General features: G+C 60.4%; 16 protein-coding genes. 8 read left to right on the plus strand and 8 right to left on the minus strand.

Annotated features, from left to right (window positions below; translation table 11 throughout):
- The first annotated feature begins 115 nt into the window (after positions 1–115).
- Positions 116–2206, plus strand: coding sequence for an ATP-dependent DNA helicase RecG (gene recG, locus AAID99_RS05940; RefSeq protein ID WP_188426885.1), 2091 nt, complete (start codon positions 116–118; stop codon positions 2204–2206).
- 141 nt (positions 2207–2347) lie between these two features.
- Complete coding sequence (locus tag AAID99_RS05945) at positions 2348–3949, plus strand: putative bifunctional diguanylate cyclase/phosphodiesterase (RefSeq protein WP_498493417.1); 1602 nt, start codon at positions 2348–2350, stop codon at positions 3947–3949.
- Between the two features lie 103 nt (positions 3950–4052).
- Here the strand turns inward: AAID99_RS05945 and AAID99_RS05950 are convergent, their stop codons facing one another.
- Positions 4053–5087 (minus strand): lipid A deacylase LpxR family protein, encoded by a 1035-nt coding sequence (locus AAID99_RS05950; RefSeq protein WP_498493418.1) that lies wholly within the window; start codon positions 5085–5087, stop codon positions 4053–4055.
- A 299-nt stretch (positions 5088–5386) separates the two neighbouring features.
- On the opposite strand from AAID99_RS05950, the gene AAID99_RS05955 reads away from it, so the two are divergent.
- Positions 5387–6064 (plus strand): cold-shock protein, encoded by a 678-nt coding sequence (locus tag AAID99_RS05955; RefSeq protein WP_498493419.1) that lies wholly within the window; start codon positions 5387–5389, stop codon positions 6062–6064.
- Between the two features lie 244 nt (positions 6065–6308).
- Here the strand turns inward: AAID99_RS05955 and smpB are convergent, their stop codons facing one another.
- From smpB to AAID99_RS05975, 4 genes are all read right to left on the minus strand, one after another.
- Positions 6309–6803: an SsrA-binding protein SmpB gene (smpB, locus tag AAID99_RS05960; protein WP_188427095.1), complete on the minus strand. Its 495-nt coding sequence runs from the start codon at positions 6801–6803 to the stop codon at positions 6309–6311.
- A complete protein-coding gene (gene dapA, locus AAID99_RS05965) occupies positions 6804–7700 on the minus strand; it encodes a 4-hydroxy-tetrahydrodipicolinate synthase (protein WP_188426889.1) in 897 nt (298 codons plus the stop codon).
- 85 nt (positions 7701–7785) lie between these two features.
- Positions 7786–8625, minus strand: a complete 840-nt coding sequence (locus tag AAID99_RS05970) for a prephenate dehydratase (RefSeq protein WP_188426890.1) — start codon at positions 8623–8625, stop codon at positions 7786–7788.
- The gene (locus tag AAID99_RS05975; RefSeq protein ID WP_188427096.1) at positions 8622–9353 is read right to left on the minus strand and encodes a 3-deoxy-manno-octulosonate cytidylyltransferase; all 732 of its coding nucleotides are present in this window, start codon (positions 9351–9353) and stop codon (positions 8622–8624) included. The genes AAID99_RS05970 and AAID99_RS05975 overlap by 4 nt, the downstream gene beginning before the upstream one ends.
- A 128-nt stretch (positions 9354–9481) precedes the next feature.
- On the opposite strand from AAID99_RS05975, the gene AAID99_RS05980 reads away from it, so the two are divergent.
- From AAID99_RS05980 to AAID99_RS05990, 3 genes are all read left to right on the plus strand, one after another.
- Positions 9482–10282 carry an inositol monophosphatase family protein gene (locus tag AAID99_RS05980; RefSeq protein ID WP_498493421.1) on the plus strand — a complete coding sequence of 267 codons (801 nt, stop codon included), beginning with the start codon at positions 9482–9484 and terminating at the stop codon, positions 10280–10282.
- A gap of 55 nt (positions 10283–10337) precedes the next feature.
- Complete coding sequence (gene serA / locus AAID99_RS05985) at positions 10338–11588, plus strand: phosphoglycerate dehydrogenase (RefSeq protein WP_188426892.1); 1251 nt, start codon at positions 10338–10340, stop codon at positions 11586–11588.
- Positions 11589–11667: 79 nt separating this feature from the next.
- The gene (locus AAID99_RS05990) at positions 11668–13158 is read left to right on the plus strand and encodes a YifB family Mg chelatase-like AAA ATPase (protein ID WP_498493422.1); all 1491 of its coding nucleotides are present in this window, start codon (positions 11668–11670) and stop codon (positions 13156–13158) included.
- An 8-nt stretch (positions 13159–13166) separates the two neighbouring features.
- Here AAID99_RS05990 and metC read toward each other — a convergent pair whose 3' ends face one another.
- Together metC and AAID99_RS06000 are read right to left on the minus strand one after the other, a co-directional pair.
- On the minus strand, positions 13167–14390 hold the full coding sequence (gene metC, locus AAID99_RS05995) for a cystathionine beta-lyase (RefSeq protein ID WP_188426894.1): 1224 nt from the start codon (positions 14388–14390) through the stop codon (positions 13167–13169).
- 13 nt (positions 14391–14403) lie between these two features.
- Positions 14404–15246, minus strand: coding sequence for a sulfurtransferase (locus tag AAID99_RS06000; RefSeq protein ID WP_498493423.1), 843 nt, complete (start codon positions 15244–15246; stop codon positions 14404–14406).
- Between the two features lie 94 nt (positions 15247–15340).
- On the opposite strand from AAID99_RS06000, the gene AAID99_RS06005 reads away from it, so the two are divergent.
- On the plus strand, positions 15341–16396 hold the full coding sequence (locus AAID99_RS06005; RefSeq protein WP_188426896.1) for an AI-2E family transporter: 1056 nt from the start codon (positions 15341–15343) through the stop codon (positions 16394–16396).
- Entirely contained in the window at positions 16393–17127 is a 735-nt protein-coding gene (locus tag AAID99_RS06010; protein ID WP_229719844.1) for an endonuclease/exonuclease/phosphatase family protein, read from the plus strand. Before AAID99_RS06005 ends, AAID99_RS06010 begins: the two co-directional genes overlap by 4 nt.
- Here the strand turns inward: AAID99_RS06010 and cls are convergent.
- Positions 17111–18529: a cardiolipin synthase gene (cls, locus tag AAID99_RS06015; RefSeq protein ID WP_498493424.1), complete on the minus strand. Its 1419-nt coding sequence runs from the start codon at positions 18527–18529 to the stop codon at positions 17111–17113. The two genes, AAID99_RS06010 and cls, sit on opposite strands and share 17 nt — an antisense overlap.
- Positions 18530–18548: the final 19 nt, after the last annotated feature.

The following is an 18548-nucleotide window of genomic DNA, read 5'->3' on the forward strand; positions in this document are numbered from 1 at the left end:
AGCACGCGCACCACGATGCAGGCAGACTGCCAGACGATGGTTTCGTTTTGTTCCATGACAGTTCTATCCTATAGCCTGTGCGTTTCCTGCTGTCAGCCCATGTTCCGCGAAGGCCATGCACCCAGAGTCGTCAAGCATTTCGCCCCTGCTCGCCCCGCTGGCCACATTGCCCGGCATCGGCCCTCGTTACGCCGATCTGCTACGCAAGGTTGCCTGCGGCCCGCGTATCATCGACCTCCTTTTCACCCTTCCGACAAGCTATACCGACCGAAGAACCGTACTGACCCTGCGCGAGGCCCGCGAGCAGCTGATGCCCGGCGCCACGCTTACCGCAAGGCTGCGCGTGCTCGATATCGCGACACCCTCGCGCCCGCGGCAGCCTTTCCGTATTCGCGCCTGTGATGACACGGATGAAATCGAGATCCTGTTCTTTCATCAGTCATTCGTCCGGTCCGTCGCGGTGGGCGACGAACTTGCTGTCTCCGGGCGGCTCGAACGCTATGGCCTCTCCCTCACCATGCCCCATCCCGACTACATGCTGGGCTGGGCGCGCCGCGAGACGATCCCGCCTATCGACCCGGTCTGGCCGCTCACCGCGGGTCTTTTCCCCTCGGTCATGAGACGGGCAGTACACAAGGCGCTCGATCTGATGCCGCCTTTGCCCGAATGGATCGCTGCCGACCGCCTCGCACGCCATGACTGGCCGGGTTTTACCCAGGCGCTGGAGACGCTGCACCGGCCCTCAACCGATGGAGATCAGAACTGGTCGAGCCTTGCCCTGCCGGCACGCGAGCGACTGGCCTATGACGAGTGCCTCGCCGATCAGCTCTCCATCGCCATGGCGCGGCGCGAAGCGCGCGCCCAGACAGGTCGCGTCATTCGTGGTGATGATAGCCTGCGCGCCGAAACCCTGACCCGCTTCGGGCATCGACCGACGGGCGCCCAGATCAGGGCGCTGGCAGAAATCGACGCTGATCTCGCAGCCCCTGCACCGATGATGCGTCTGCTTCAGGGAGATGTGGGTGCAGGCAAGACACTGGTTGCGCTTCTTGCCATGCTGCGCGCGGTCGAATCAGGCGCTCAGGCAGCCCTGATGGCGCCAACCGAAATCCTTGCAAGCCAGCATTTTGAGACGCTCTCTCGCCTGACAAGCGTCTCTTGCGTCTATCTTTCCGGCAGTGTGAAAGGCAAGGCACGTCGATTGGCGCTTGACGCCATAGCAGACGGGTCGGCGAGGATCGTAATCGGCACCCATGCCCTGTTTCAGGAAAAAGTGGTATTTCAGGATCTCGCTCTGGCCGTTATTGACGAGCAGCATCGCTTCGGCGTGCAACAGAGATCAATGCTGGGTGCCAAGGGTGAGCAGACCGATATTCTGGTCATGACCGCGACCCCCATACCCCGAACCTTGCTCCTGACCCAATGGGGCGATCTGAGCGTCAGCCGGCTCGACGAAAAACCGCCCGGGCGGAAACCGATCCAGACTTCGCTGCACCCGCTTTCAACGCTCGATGAGGTGATCGGCGGCATCACGCGGATCCTGAATCGCGGAGCCCAGATCTTCTGGGTCTGCCCCCTTGTTGAGGAAAGCGAGGTCCTTGATGTGGCGGCGGCCGAAGCGCGCTGGGGCGATCTCTCGCTCCGCCTTTCCGTGCCCGTCGGCCTTGCCCATGGCAGGCAGGAAATTGCCCAGAGGCAGGCAGAGCTGGACCGGTTCCGACAGGGCGAGACGCGGCTTCTGGTCGCCACCACGGTCATTGAGGTCGGGGTCGATATCCCCAATGCATCGGTGATGGTCATCGAACATGCCGAGCGTTTCGGCCTCGCCCAGCTTCACCAGCTACGTGGCCGCGTAGGTCGTGGGGCCGCGACATCGTACTGTCTGCTGATCTATGACGATGCGACCGGCGCAACGGGAAAGGAGCGCCTCGCCCTGCTGCGCGAGACCGAAGACGGATTTGTGATTGCCGAAAGGGATTTCAGACTGCGTGGCGGCGGTGACATGGCCGGAAATCGTCAGTCCGGCCTGCCCTTTTTTCGTCTAACCGAAGGAGTAGATGCTGAGTCTCTACTGCATGAAGCGCATCGCGACGCAGTTATTATTTCAGAAAAAACCGCAACAATGAACGAAATTGCGAAAGAATTTCAAATGCAACTCAAAATATTTGACCGAGATGACATGAAACGTATCAATCGTTCGGGATAAGCCCATGAATACCAAAGGATTTTATACTTATTTAAATCTTTGAAATAATGTGCCATATGGCCTTTTGACTAAAGATTGTGCATACTTGCCCAAGCCTGCGTTGTCTTACATAAGCGGGTTTCCCCGTGAGAGAGATGCGTTATGTCACTGAATAAACAGCTTTTGCCGCAAACAGCGATACTCGAAATCGCGCGCCGGCTGTTGAGTGCCTCGGCGATCTGCATCTGCGGCTATGACAGTGAGGACGATCTCATAGAGATCGCCAGTGACTGGGACCAGGAAAAAAAGATCACGCCGGCCTGCGTCAGAACCGTCTGCGCCAGCCCTGATCAGCTTTATCTGAACAAGACCGGAAGCGGTTACGAACTCGGCCTCGCACTCGACACAGACCTCACGTTCCTTGCTCACATCCCTCTCAGTGTCGAAGAATCCGAGTTGCGTGAACTCGCGCCCTATCTAGCGGTCTGTGCCCGGACGATCCTGCGCAATCAGACCTTGCAGACGCGGCGCCCCGATCTGCCCGACCGAAGCCTCTGCGCTGCGCATATCGAACAGCTGATCGCCACCACCACGAGCGAATCCCGCAAGAGCAGTTTTGCGGTCATGGCGATCGACCTCGACCATCTGAACACGCTCAATCTGCGCTACGGATGGGAAACATCCAATCGCATCATTGATGAGGCTATCGGACGCGTTAAGGCAATCCTGCCCCAGCATGCTTTTCTGAGCTATGCTGGCGGCGGCAGTATTCTGGTCGTATCACCACCAGGGCTGTCTCTGGTGACGTCACGCACCCTCATCTCCTATATCCGACAGGCACTTGCTCCTTCCATCCGCGTCGAAGACAGCGAAATCCAGGCTTCGTTCTCGATCGGCTGGGCGCTTTTCCCTGAAGACGGCGCGAATGCGGCCTCTCTTCTTCAGGCAGTCGATGCCGCAATGGCGGAAGTTCGCCTTCATGGCGGCGCTCATGAAAGACGCGCAAGCTTGACCAGCATCGCTGCGCTGGTCGGCACATCCGGCCTCGAACGCGACCTGATCAACGCCAGCGAGCGCGGCGAGTTTTCGCTTAACTGGATGCCCATCATCGCATCAGGTACCCAGACAGTTGTTGCCCTGGAGGCTTTGCTGCGTTGGGAGCGGCCCGGCACGGGTCAGGTGCCCCCCGAAGTCTTCATACAATGCGCAGAAAACGGCGGATTGATCGAAAAGCTCGATCAATGGAGCCTCGAAACGGCCTGCAAGACCGCCGTGTCATGGAGTCATCCGCTCCGTGTCTGCGTCAATATCTCTCCGACCTGGCTCGCCAAACGCCGCTTGTCGGCCATGGTCGAAACCGTTCTGCGTGAGACGGGCCTCGCCCCTGAACGGCTTCAGATCGAGCTTTCCGAAAAGCGCTCTTTCGGGCCTCGAGATATCGCCTATCAGGAACTCTCCCGCCTGCGCGCCCTGGGCGTGCATGTTGCGCTCGACGATTTTGGCGCTGGCTATTCCTCGCTCGAGCGTCTGGCCAATTTTCCGGTCGACCAGATCAAGTTTGACCGTTCCTTCATGCAGCGCCTGAATGACGACCGTCGCGTGAATGAAGTGATGGGCCAGACCATACAGATGGCCCGTCGCCTCGGCATTTCCTGCTGCGCCAAGGGCGTCGAAACCGAAAGGCAGATGGCCTTTCTCGACTCCTATGGCTGTGAAGAAGTCCAGGGCTATCTGCTTGGTATCCCCACCACCGATTATCTCTGACCGTCACGTCTGGCGCCCACAGGGCATAAAAAAGGCCATGACACCGCGAGGTGCCATGGCCTTTTTTTTCGGCCGGGCTGACCCGGCCGCATTTGCGCCCGGATCAGAACTTGACCGAGAGCTTGAGCGATCCGTAGTTGAACAGACCGGATTTGGCAGTCTTGAACTGGGCTGTCTGCCAGTTCTGGCTGTAGGACAGGCGCACGCCGTGCCACATGACCGCGAGACCGGCATGGATCATGCCAACATCCCAGGTCTTGCTGACATGCGGCGAGTTATCACGAAGCGTGTTGCCCTGCAGGGTCGAGTCATAGGCCACAGCCTGCCCCTCAACCCCGCCATAGAGATACCAGGCAACCGGACGGGTTGCGACGAAAGCATCTGTACCATCAAGGCCCGGCCCGATCGTTGCATTGCCAAAATCGCTGTCCAGCCCCTGTCCGATACGGAAGGTACCAGCAGCGTCGGCATAGGTGCGATAATCGCCAGCAGCGCCGGAGATGGCGGGCAGCACATCGGCGCTGATACCGTACAGATTGACGACAGGCAGGCGCCAGATGCGGCCGGCCTGAATCTGGAAGATCGGCTGGTTCTGCAGCTGCGTGTGCCAGCCCCGGTTTTTCGTGTCGCCAATCGCGCCATGAAAGCCGTTCTGAAGCTGACGGCCCAGACCCGCAGGCCCCATCACACCGAACTGGATGCCAGCAACGCTGCGCGAAAGATCGGTATCGTTGATGAAGTTGACCGTACCGAGCAGAAGGCTGGAGTAAGGCCGGTCGCCGGAAGCAGGCTGCGCAGCCTGCGTGTCGCGCGGCGTGTAGATAAGCTGCTGCACGCCTAGGCTGACACGCTGCACACCGTTGCCGAGCAGAAAGCGGTTCACATCAGCGAAAGGCTTGGGCAGGTTGTCTGTGCCCGACGTCCAGTTGAAGCGCAGACCAGAGGTGTAATACTGGTCCGACGTTCCCTTGAAGGTCGAGACAGCGTCATTCTCGCCCTGGAGAGTCCAGGTGCCGTAGGGGTCCTGCTTGGGTGTAGCTTGGGCCGCGGAAGCACCGGCCAGCACGAGACCAAGAGCCGAGAGCGATCCTGTCGTGACCTGCCTGGCTTTCGGCCAGCGCGACTTTGAACAGCGCAAATCCATCCCTTTCTGAAATAGTAAGTTACTACCTTATCTCATTCTACGTATCAGGAAACAGTGGCAGACAGGAACGAAAAGACGATCTGCTCATAAAAACGCGATATAAAGAAAATCGTGGTAATCGAGCCACGTTTTCCAGTGGCATAGTTTGAAAAAACCGTGTTAGGGTTCCCTCGAAACCCCTGTGGACATCGCCCGTTGCACTCACCTCGGCAGGCTCGTGCACAGCGTTTCGACTTACAACACTGGTGATTCTCACGACGATGGATCACCGCTCAGATCTCGGGATTAGACCGTTGAGAAGCAACCGTACCGACCGCAGCCCACGTTCCCCGCGCCGCGGCGGATTCGATGACGATTTTATGGCCCCCCCCTCCTTCGGCGGTGACCGTGGTGGGATGCAAAATCGTCGTCCCCCTTCGGGCGGCCCCCAGGTTCTGGCGTCAGGCCCGGAAGTAGGCGCCAGCGTCAAGTGGTTCAACAGCGAAAAGGGTTTCGGCTTTGTCGAACTCGCTGATGGATCGGGCGACGTTTTCCTCCATGCAAACGCGCTGTCCAGCGCTGGTCATTCCAGCGTCAATCCGGGCACCACGCTGAACGTCCGCATCGGCCAGGGCCCCAAGGGTCGACAGGTTGCTGAAGTTCTCACAGTTGACACCAGCACCGAAGAAGTGCCGCGCCCCCGCGCTGCCTTCAACCCGGCTGGTCCGCGCCCGTCCTTCGGCGGCGGTCGTCCGGCTCGTCCGGCACCTGATCTGTCGCAGGCTCAGGAGCTGCGCGGCATCGTCAAGTGGTACAACGCCACGAAGGGCTTCGGCTTCATCACGCCGGAAAACGGCGGCAAGGACATCTTCATTCACGCTTCCGCTCTGGAGCGTTCGGGCCTGTCGAGCCTTAATGAAGGCCAGGCTGTCGATGTGAAGGTCGTTCAGGGCCAGAAGGGTCCTGAGGCAGCTGACATCAACATCGCCTGATCGGCTTTGTCTTCCAGAAAAACCCGGCCTCAGTGCCGGGTTTTTTTTGTGCCTGTGATCTGCAACTTATAGTCAACGAACGACTGTTTCTTACTTCGGAACTACCAGGTTAACTCATCATGCAGGCAGTATAGAGTCGCCATCTGCGTACGAAAAAAGCCACACCGAAACCTGATGTGGCTTTTTACAAGACGCTGCCTGCTCATGACCCGCTTTGTGGCGACCTACGACGACAGAAGCTCCCTCAGTAATCCTTGCCCTTGCTTCGCAGAAGACGAGCCTTGTCACGCTGCCAGTCGCGCTCGGCAATAGCGTGACGTTTGTCTTCCTTCTTTCGCCCCTGACCCAGCCCCAATGTCAGCTTGGCAACGCCGCGCGCATTGAAGTGAATATCAAGCGGCACAAGCGAGGCCCCGGATCGTGAGACGGCACCGAGCAGATGATCGACCTGCTTCTTGTGCAACAGAAGCTTGCGCGGTGCGCGCGTATCGAAGCGCGACAGCACACCTCCCTGATACTCAGGGATATAGGAGTTCAGCAGCCAGATTTCGCCATTGCGCTCACCGGCATAGGCCTCGTTGATCGTCGCCCGCCCCATGCGCAGGCTCTTGACCTCCGGGCCCTTGAGGACGATCCCCGCTTCGACGGTTTCGAGAATGGTATAATTGAACCGGCCCTTTCTGTTCTGCGAGGCGATGCCATGCGAGATCAGACCGGATTTCTTCTTTTCAGCCACAATTCATCCTGACAGGCCCGTCTTCTTGAGGGCCTCTTCGATGACAGCGCAAGACGCGGCGCCGGGTTCACAAAGAGGCAGGCGAACGGTCGGTGTGCACAGACCGAGCTTCGAGGCCGCATACTTCACCGGGCCAGGATTGCTCTCGCAGAACATGGCGTCATGAAGCGGCGTCAGACGCTGCTGGATTTCCATTGCCCGCGCCACATCGCCTGCCTGCCAGGCTTCATGCATATCTGCGCAAAGCCGGGGGGCGATATTGGCGGTTACACTGATACAGCCCGCGCCACCTGCAGCGAGGAACGATACCGCCGTCCCGTCATCGCCGGTCAACAGGGTGAAAGGCTTGTCACCCAGAAGGTGGCGAAGCTGCAGCGGCCTAGAGAGATTGGCAGTTGCGTCCTTCGTGCCGACAATGTTCGGATGCTCTGCCAGACGGGCCATCGTTTCAGGCAGAACTTCAACAACAGAACGGCCGGGCACGTTATAGACGTAAAGCGGCAGATCGGTTGCATCGGCCACCAGCATGAAATGCTGATACAGCCCTTCCTGCGTCGGCTTGTTGTAATAGGGGGCGACAACCAGCAGGGCGTCGGCACCGACGGCTTTCGCATGGCGCGCCATGCCGATCGCCTCGTGGGTGCTGTTCGAGCCTGCACCAGCCATAACCGGCACGCGACCGCCGGATATTTTGACCGTATGCGCCACAACCAGGGCGTGCTCGTCATGGGTGAGCGTCGGGCTTTCGCCCGTCGTTCCGGCCGGAATAAGTCCAGACGTGCCCTGATCGATCTGCCAGTCGATGAAACGACCAAGTGCCGCGAGATCGACAGTGCCGTCGTCGCGGAAAGGCGTCAGCAGCGCGGTCAGAGACCCCTTGAAATCCTTGTTCCGTGCCATGAGCCCTCACCTGCCGCGTTAAACAAACCTGCTGCTAAATAGAACTCTAAACGGCGCTGTCAAATGGATATCGCCCTGACAGCCCCTATTCAGGATAGCGTGATGGGCTTGCCGGATAGACGCCGAGTATCGCGATATTCTCGCTGCATTCACGCAACACCGAGAGTGCCTGTTTCAACGAATCCTGTTCCGGATGCCCCTCGACATCCAACAGGAAGCCTGTCGCCGTCAGGGTGCCAGGGCTCATATAGCTTTCAAGACGGGTCATGTTCACCCCGTTCTCTGCAAAACCACCCAAGGCCTGATAAAGCGCGCCGGGGCGATTGAGCACACGAAAAACCAGTGTCGTCATGACACGCTCTGCCTCGGCGGAAGGCCATACCGCTTCACGCGCGACCAGATAGAAACGCGTGGTATTATGGGCCGCATCCTCGACATTGGCACGCAGAATCTCGAGGCCATTCAGTTCTGCTGCCAGTGAAGACGCAATCGCCCCGTCCTCGCGTGATTGCCACTGAACAACCATCTCCGCAGCGCCCGCCGTGTCAAAGGCCGAGCATGCCTCGACACCCAGCTCGCGAATCAGGTCGCGTATCTGCCCGAGAGCCACCGGATGGGTATGGATACGGCGCAGATCCTCGATACGCGTGCCTGGCAGACCGAGCAGGCAGTGCTCGACGCGCTGGAAATGCTCACCGATGATCGGTAACCCGGCCTCCGGCAGGAGAGCATGAATCTCCGGCACCCGCCCGGCCAGGGAATTCTCGCAGGCCAGCATGCCCAGCGTCGCCCGTCCTTCGCGCACAGCATCGATCGCAGCCTGAAAGCTGGGGCAAGGCAGGGTTTCCCAGCCAGGCCGCGCGGTGCGACAGGCCAGGTCGGAATAGGCGCCGGGGCGCCCCTGAAAAGCAATGATCTGGGTCATGAGCGCAGCGCCTGACGAACACGAATAAGGTCTTCAGGCGTATCCACGCCAAGCGGCGCCTCGTCAATTGCCACGCAGCCAATGCTCATACCGGCTTCAAGCGCGCGAAGTTGCTCCAGCGATTCCCGCTTCTCGAGCCCCGATGGTGGCAGGGAAACGAAACGAGCCAGAGCGTCGCGGCGCCAGGCATAGACGCCTACATGATGCCAGAGAGGCCCCGCTCCCCACGGAATGGCGCGACGCGAGAAGTAGAGCGCCCTTGCGATTGCTCGCCCTTCCCCGAAAGCACAGGCGGCTTTGACCACTGAATCGCGGGTAGCCTCTTCCTCGGTCTCGACGGCTGCCACAAGCGTACCGATATCGAAACCGCCCTGAGCCACGGGAAGCAGAGCGGAGGCTAGGCAGGACGGATCGATCAGTGGGAGGTCGCCCTGCAGATTGATCACGACATCATGATGCCGCTCAGGATCATGGCTTTGCAGGGCCGCGTGAACCCGGTCTGACCCGCTCGGCAGCTTCGGATCGGTCAACACGCCCTCGATGCCGTGACCGGCCAGAACATCGAGAATGGCCGCATCTCCGGAAGCCACGAGCACCGGACCGATCCCGGCAGCCAGCGCACGAAGCGCCACCTGCAGGATCATGGGCTTGCCATCGATCTCGGCGAGAGGCTTGTTAGGCAGGCGCGTCGACGCCAGACGCGATGGGATGACTATGATCGGTTTCATGGGGTAGAAGCAGGCTTTCCGCTTGTCTTGTGAGGGCTGCAGCGCATGGCCAGACATGCCGCACCCCCCTTGATGCGTCAATCGTCCGCTCTGCACCCGCCCCTCCTGCCCCCCCCCGGATTGCCGCCATGCCTCTCACCTCCGATCTCGCCGCCTGCCTCGATACCGCCCTTCTTTGCGCCGATCGCGCACGGGCGGCTGTCACGCCTTATTTCCGGGCCGGGCTCACCGTCGATGACAAGAGCGATGAGAGCCCGGTCACCCGCGCCGATCGCGAAGCAGAAACCACCATGCGGGGGCTGATTGCCGAGCGTCACCCCGACCATGCGATACTGGGCGAGGAATTCGGCTTTTCGGGCGTGACGGGTGACTGGGTCTGGGTGCTCGACCCGATCGACGGCACAAGGGCCTTCATCACCGGCCGCCCGAGCTTCGCAACGCTCATCGCACTGTTTTACAAAGGGCGGCCGGTTCTCGGCATTATCGACCAGCCCTTCACACAGGAGCGCTGGATCGGCGTCGATGGGGCAGAGACCCGTTTCGACTCCGCCACCATGCCGGGGCAGATCGACGTACGGACCTGCGCGGGTCTTGCTGAGGCCGAACTCTCCTGCACCTCACCGGACATGCTCATCTCCCCCTATGACACCCGTTTTGCGGGGCTCAAGGCGGCTACAAGACGCACGAGCTGGGGCGGCGACGCCTATGGCTATGGCCTGCTCGCCCTCGGTCAGATCGATGTGATTGCCGAGTGCACCATGAAGCCCTGGGACTGGGGGGCGCTGGTCCCTGTAGTCACGGGCGCCGGTGGTGTCATGACAGACTGGCAGGGCGCCCCGCTCACACTGGAAAGTGACGGCACTGTTCTGGCCTGTGGCGACAAGACCCTGCTGCAGGACGCGGTTGCGCGCCTTCGCCCTTCCCCCTGACAGCACTATAGGTTAGCACCGCTCTTCGGATTTGCGCCGCTGACAGGAGCCAGACATGGAAGCCTCGTTTTCTCTCCCCAAAGACCGCATTCGCATTCTTCTTCTTGAAGGGATTCACGAGAGCGCCGCGCAGCATCTTGCTGCACAGGGATACAGGCAGGTCACCTGCCTCAAGACCGCGCTCGAGGGAGAGGCCCTGACCGAGGCCCTCAAGGGCGTGCATATGGTGGGTATACGCTCACGCACCCAACTTACCGCGCCGGTGATCGAGGCCGCTGACCGTCTCATGGCCATCGGCTGCTTCTGCATCGGGACCAATCAGGTCGATCTCAACGCGGCACGCATGGCAGGCATTCCGGTTTTCAACGCTCCTTTCAGCAACACACGCTCGGTCGCCGAACTCGTCATGGGCGAGATCGTCATGCTGTTGCGCCGCATTCCGTCACGCTCGGAACAGTGCCATGCAGGCGGCTGGGACAAATCGGCCATCAATGCCTGGGAAGTGCGCGGCAAGACGCTGGGCATTGTCGGCTATGGCTCGATCGGCTCGCAGCTTTCCGTTCTGGCTGAGGCTTTCGGTCTGCGCGTGATCTTCTACGATACGGTCGACAAACTGCCGCATGGCAATGCGACCCCGGTGGCAACCCTGCAGGAACTGCTCGCCCAGTCGGATATCGTAAGCCTGCACGTGCCGCAGACCGAACAGACCAAGGACATGATCGGCGAGGCCGAAATCCGCGCCATGAAGCCGAATTCGATCCTGCTGAACAATGCACGCGGCACAGTTGTCGATATCGACGCCCTTGCCGCCGCCCTGCGTGACGGCCATCTGATGGGTGCGGGCGTGGATGTGTTCCCCAAGGAACCCAAAGGTGCTGGCGAGAGCTTCGTCTCTCCCCTTCAGGGTCTGCCCAATGTCATCCTGACGCCGCATATCGGCGGCTCGACTATGGAAGCTCAGGAACGCATCGGCGTCGAGGTTGCCCGTCGCTTTGTCGAATACTCCGATGTCGGTTCGACGCTTGGTGCCGTCAACTTCCCGCCGGTGCAGCTGCCCGAGCGCCCGCGCGGCACGCGCTTCATGCATGTGCATGAAAACCGACCTGGCATCCTGCGCCAGATCAACGAGATCTTCTCGAGCGAGGAATGCAATATTGTCGCGCAATATCTGCAGACCGACGGCGAGGTCGGATATGTGGTGGTCGAAATCGATGCAAGCCCTGACAGCGAACTCGACACGCGTCTGCTCGCCCGACTGCGCGATCTCAAGGGCACGATGCGCGCCCGACTGATCTACCAGCGCTGAATAATTATTAATGAAATATTGACGCGGCATGCGTAATCGTTAGGAACAGAGAGATCTGTTCCTGACAATAGTAGGTGCCGTGTCCTCTTCTTCATCGATTGCCCGCATCCAGAGCTTCGCTTTTGCGGGAATCGATGCGATACCGGTCACAGTCGAGATCCAGATCTCATCGGGCCTGCCCGCCTTCATTATCGTAGGCCTGCCTGACAAGACTGTCGGCGAAGCCCGCGAGCGCGTTCGAGCCGCTCTGGCAGCCCTTGGTCTTGCGCTTCCGCCCAAACGCATTCTGATCAACCTCGTGCCTGCCGACCTGCCAAAGGAAGGCTCCCATTTCGACCTCCCCATCGCTCTTGCGATCATGACCGCCATGGGAATTCTGTCTCATGAGGCCGTAAGCGCCTATGCGGCCATAGGCGAACTTTCTCTCGATGGTCGTCTGCAAGCAACCGGCGGCGTGCTTTCGGCCGCACTTGAGGCGGTCAGAGCGCGTCATGGTCTGATCTGCCCCAAACCGCAGGCGCAGGAGGCACGCTGGGCCAGCGATACGCTCGACATCCTCGCCCCGGAGACGCTGCGCGCCCTTCTGGCCCATTTCAACGGCGATCATATCCTCTCGCCGCCTGAGCTCGAACGGGTCGACATGCCGCCCCCTCTGGCCGATCTGGCAGAAATCAGAGGCCTCGATCTCGGAAGGCGGGCGCTCGAGATCGCTGCATGCGGCGGCCATTCCCTGCTCATGACCGGGCCTCCGGGAGCGGGGAAATCCATGCTGGCCCAGTGCCTGCCCTCCATCCTCCCGGATCTGACCCATGAGCAGATCCTCGAATGCAGCCGCATTCACAGTCTCGGCGGTCAGGCGAGCGGCAGCCTGCTGGTCACGCAGCCACCATTTCGCGCCCCCCATCACTCGACCACCCTGCCCGCGCTTATAGGCGGCGGCGCCCGGTCACGGCCGGGCGAAGTCAGCCTGGCCCATAACGGAGTGCTGTTTCTGGATGAACTGCCAGAGTTCTCGCGCGCCTGCCTCGAATCCCTGCGTCAACCACTCGAGACCGGCACGATTACCGTGGCACGAGCCAAACAGACCGTGCTCTACCCGTCTCGCTTCCAGTTCATCGCTGCCATGAACCCCTGCCGCTGCGGCTATCTGGGCGATGCCAGCAGGGCTTGCAGAAAAGCGCCCCAATGCGGCGAGGATTATTTGTCGCGGCTATCGGGCCCGATGCTGGATCGTATGGATCTCTCGCTCTTCATCACCCCGGTATCGCCAATCGACATGATCACTGCGCCACCGGGAGAATGCAGCGCCCTTGTTCGCGCCCGTGTCTGCGCGGCGCGCGCCAGACAGATCTCACGTCAGGGCGTACCCAACGCGCAAGCGAACGCAACGACAATTGCCCTGAGCGAGGAAGCACGCAGCCTTGTGACCGAGGCTGACGAGAAACTGCGCCTGTCAGCCCGCGGTCTGACACGGCTTCTTCGCGTCAGCCGCAGCATTGCCGATCTGGCTGCATCTGACGTCGTTGGCGCCCCGCATATCCGCGAGGCGCTCGGTTTCAGAGTGCGTTAGACGCTCGCCTATCCGGCTACAGAGGCGCGCAACACCTCCAGCCCGCCTTCGAGATCGGCAATCAGATCATTGGGGTCTTCAAGCCCGATATGAAGTCTGAAGCTTGGCCCCTCGGGCATGGCATCGGGCAGGGAACGCCGCACCCCTCCTGTTGTAGGCAGAACCAGGCTTTCATAGCCGCCCCATGAGGCGCCGATACCAAACAGGGCAAGCGCGTCGATCATGTCGCGCATGCCGGCAACCGAAAGATCGGCCCGCAACTCCACCCCGAAGAGTGAACTCGCCCCTTCGAAATCACGCCGCCAGAACTCGTGGCCGGGGCATTCCTCGAATGCCGGATGCAGCACGCGCGCCACTTCAGGTCGGCCACGCAGCCACTGGGCCACGAGCAGAGCCGATTGGGCCTGACGCTCCAGACGCACCGCCATGGTGCGCAGACCGCGCAGGGTCAGCCAGCATTCATCCGGCCCGGCAAGCTGGCCGATCTGGATGGCGGCATCACGCAGATCTTTCCAGAGCGCGCCATCGGCCACGGTGATTGCCCCTGCAATGACATCCGAGTGACCGGCCGGATATTTGGTCAGCGCCTGGATAGAGACATCCACCCCGTGGCGGAAAGGCTGGAAAATGCCGATCCCCCACGTATTATCGAGCATAAGCAGGGCGTTACGCTCATGCGCCACCCGCGCCAGCATCGGCACATCCTGCACCTCGAAGGTGTGACTACCGGGGCTTTCGGCAAAGACCACGCGCGTATTCTCGCGCATCATCCCGACAATCGTCGCTTCATCGGCGAGCGGCGCATAATAGCTGGTCTCGATGCCCAGGCGCGCAAGCATCGTACCCGCAAAACGCCGTGTCGGTCCGTAAACGGAATCCGGCAGAAGCAGATGATCACCCGCGTTGAGAAACGCCAGAAGGGGCAGAGTACAGGCTGCCAGCCCCGATGAGACCACCTGGCTGTGCGTGCCCCCTTCGATCAGCGCGATCAGCTTCTCAAGCTCGTGCTGGATCGGCGAGCCCATAGCGCCATAGATCAGCTCGTGCTCATGACTGCGCAGACCCTGTTCCTTCATGGCGGCGAGGGATGGAAACAGGACGGTAGAACCGCGTGTCACAGGCGCGTTGACGAAGCTTCCCTCTTCGGGCGTTGGCTCGGGGCGACCACCCTGCACCAGAAGGGAAGACAGGCGCTTCCAGCCGGAAGTGACCTGCTTTGCGGTGTTTTCCACTCTCTCTTGTCTCCTAAGACGCTTCTATCGGGGTCGCGGGGTCGCTCCCCCACTCTGCCCATGACCCATCGTAAATCCGCCCCGGCGCAAGACCGGCCACGCGCAGCGCCATGGTCACTGTTGCCGCTGTCAGCCCCGAACCGCAGCTGGTGATGACGCGGCGCTGCCCGGCACCGAGGCTCTGCAAACGCGCCAGAAGTACGTCAGGCTGCACAAAGCAGCCCTGCTCGTCGATCAGATCGCTGTAAGGCAGGCTGGACGCGCCCGGCATATGGCCACCACGGGTGTTCGGTCTTGGCTCCGGCACCTCCGCGTGAAACCGCGCATGGCTACGGGCATCAAGAATCACCACATCCGGATCATCCAGCGCGTCAAGCACGTCACCCTTGCCAGCAAGCAGCGCATAGCGTGTGCGTGTCAGATAAGGTTCCTGAGCTTTTGGAGCCGGCTCCGGTATCTCTTGGGGATTCAGCCCGGTGCGGGTGACGGCAGCCAATCCGCCATCAAGCACATGAACGGCATCATGTCCGAAAAGCGAGGCCATCCAGTGGGCGCGACACGCGCCTATGCTGCCTTTCTGGTCGTAAAAAACGATACCGGTCTCGCGGGTAATACCCAGTGCCGTCATGAACGACGCGAACACAGCCGCACCCGGCACCATATGCGGCAGGCTGTCCGCCTTCTCGCATATCTCGTTGATGCGGAAACGATCGGCCTGCGGAAACGCTAGTTCATGAAACGCGGCCTCGAAATCTCCTTCCTGCCCGGGCAGAAGGATCGAGGCGTCAAGATAGCGGTAACGGCGCACGGGAAGCGCCATCAGGGTTTGCACATCGATGAGGGGTGCCAGCGTCATGAACGGACCTTGCGAGAACCAGTTGAGGACCGCACGATAGCAGCCAGAAGCACGATCTGGTCAACTGGCGCGGCTGAGGGCCACGGGAGATTTTGTGACGACTGAACGCATCATGCTGGGATTGCTGCTTGTCGGTGTGGCCTATGGCTGCGGCGTCGTTCTGTGGCCCTTCCTCTCGGCCATTCTCTGGGGCGCCATTCTCACTTTCACGACATGGCCGCTCTTCAAGCGCCTGCGTAGGCACATGCGTCCCTCCCTTGCTGCCGTGACCATGATGGTCTGCAGCGCCATTGCCATCGTCATGCCTCTGGCGCTTCTCACCTCCACCGGCATCGCTGACCTGCCCCTCATCATCGAAGGGATCAATTCAGAAATCGAGGCGCTGAGCCGTACCCACCCCGCACCGAACTGGCTGGCCTCCCTCCCCGCAATCGGCCCGCAATTATCGACCGCCTATCTGCACTGGAACCACGATGTCAGAGGTATTGGTGAAGCCCTGCATCCTTATGCCGGGCAGATAGCGCATTATGCCCTCAAGGCCCTGATGCAGATGGCAAGCGGTCTGGCCGAGCTGGTCATGGCGCTGTTCATCGCCCTGTTTTTCTGGATCAGCGGAGACTCGCTGGGGCGCGTCATTCATGCCGTCCTTACCCGCATCACGGGCAATTATGCCGACCGTCTCATCACGATCATCGGCGGGGTAATCCGTGGCACGGTTTACGGCATTCTCGGCACCGCCATCGTTCAGGGCGTGCTGACGGCCATCGGCCTGTTCATTTCCGGTGTGCCCGCCCCTGTGCTTCTGGGTGGCGTGGCCGCTTTCGTTGCCGTGTTCCCCGTGGGCGCCCCTCTTGTCTGGGCGCCCGCCGCCATCTGGCTTGCCCTGCATCATCATCTCGGCTGGGGGCTTTTTCTGGCCGGTTACGGCATTATCTTCATTTCAGGCGCCGATCATATCATCCGTCCCGCCTTCATCGCGCGCGGTGCGCAGTTGCCCTATCTGCTGACTGTGCTTGGCGTTCTGGGTGGTGTGGTCACATTGGGTGGACTGGGCATTTTCCTTGGTCCAGTATTGCTCGGAGTCGGCTATACATTGACGACCGAATTCGCTCGCGGCGCCTATCAGACCGAAAAGAAAATGCTGCAATGAGCCAATCTTTACTTCAGACAGAGCCAGACTCTTCCATCGCGGAGGCCGAGGCCCCGCGAATCGGTCAGAGTTTTACCATACTCAGCTGGAATCTTCTGCGCGCTGTAGGCGCCCCTCTTGACGAGGTCGTTGCCGTTGCGCGCAGCGTGAAGCCGGATATCTTTCTGATGCAGGAGGCTATCGGCACGTTTGACCGTCTTCCCCAGATATTGGGGGGGCATTACGCGCGTATCCCCCTGCCCGACCGTATTCATGGTACGGCATGCTGGAGCCGCTTTCCTTTCGCCCGTCCCCCTGTCTCCTGTGCCCTGCCTTCGGGAGTGATGGTGAAGCGCACCGCGCAGCTGATCGATTTCGGCTCGTTTTCCATCGCCAATGTTCATTTGTCGCACGGGCAGATCCTCAACCGGCGCCAGCTGCGACGCATCGCTCCCATGCTGCGACACAATGCGCTCGTCATGGGCGATTTCAATCTCATCGGCCCTACCCTGATGCCCGGCTTTCGGGATGTCGGCCCCAGAGAAGCGACGCATCGTATGGCGGATGTGCTGCCCATTCGCATTGATCGATGCATGGTGCGCGGCATGACGCCTCTCGAGACGGCGGTTCTGCCCAATCAGAGCTCCGACCATCATCCTATCCGCGTGACATTGCGCCTCGACGCACCGGACAGGCACCGGAGCTTCTTTCAGCGGCTCAAGGACAGGCAGCAGCTCAAAGATAAGGGCTGAAAAGCCTGACCGAGGCGTTACGGACCTTGCGAACGCTGCTCATGCTGTCGAGCGCATGATGGGTCAGGCGTCTCGTGCGATGGCGCTCCATGAACGCATTGAGTTCCTGCGCAACTGACTCGCTGTAGATTTCAAGGTTGATCTCGAAATTGAGCCTCAGGCTTCGGGCATCGATATTACTGCTCCCCACAAACGACCAGGCCCCATCAACCACCATCAGCTTGGCGTGATTGAAGGGCGGGCGGCTCATCCAGATACGGCACCCTGCTGTCAGGAACGGGGCCAGACTGGCATCGCGGGCATAATCGATCAGCCGGTGATTGCTGCGCTTTGGCAGGATGATATCAATCTCGACCCCGCGCAGGGCAGCGAGACAAAGCTCTGAAACGAGACGCTCATTGGGCAGAAAATAGGGTGTCATGAGGCGCACGGAGCGTCGTGAAAGCGCGATGGCCTGAAGCATCGAGAATTCGATCTTTTCCAGATCGTTATCCGGCCCCGACGTCACGACACGCATCGGTATGTCGCCCTGAAGTTCCAGCTCGGGAAAATAGACTTCGCCATCGAGCTGCTCACCGCAGGTAAATGACCAGTCCCGCGCAAAAGCCTCTGACAGCTGATGCACTACCGGCCCTTCGAGACGAAAATGCGTATCAGCAACAGGATGCTTCGTACGCAGGCGACGCAGATTCTCCTCGCCAATGTTGAGGCCACCCATGAAGCCAATCCGTCCATCGATGATCAGCATCTTGCGATGGTTGCGCAGATTGATGAACGGCATCTTCCAGGGCAGGAGCGAATGCATGAAGCGATGACAGGGAATGCCTCTGGCATGCAGCGCTCTGGCAATACCCGAAAAGAAATACCCGCCCCCGATACCATCCACCAGAACGTGCACCGCAACGCCCCGGGCATGGGCGAGCGCCAGCGCCTCGACAAACTGGTCGCCAATACGGTCGGCTCTGAAAATATAGGAGCAGAGGAGAATCGACACGCGGGCAGACGCAATATCCTCGAGCATGCGCGGATAGATATTGTCGCCGTCATGCAGGCAGGTAATCGCGTTACCGCCGAGAAGGGGGCGCTCGGTCAGCTTGCCCACCATACGTGCCAGTGGCTCGAAATCACCCTTCAGACGATAACGGGCATGATAGGCCAGCCCCCGGTCGCGCCAGTGATGATCGCTTACCAGCCGCCGGGCAAGACGCCTGACGCGATTGATGCCGAACATGAGATAAAGCAGGGCCCCGCAGACCGGCATGAGCCAGCTGACGCCTATCCAGCCGGCACAGGCCGCCGTGTTCTGTTTCGTTCTCAGAACATGCAGCGTGACCGCCACGGCAAGACAGACCCGCAGGACGATCATGAAATAGTCAAAAAGCGTGATAGGCCAGCTCATCACTCATTACGTTAGCGTATTC

Source organism: Asaia sp. Ae19-3 (assembly GCF_059801175.1).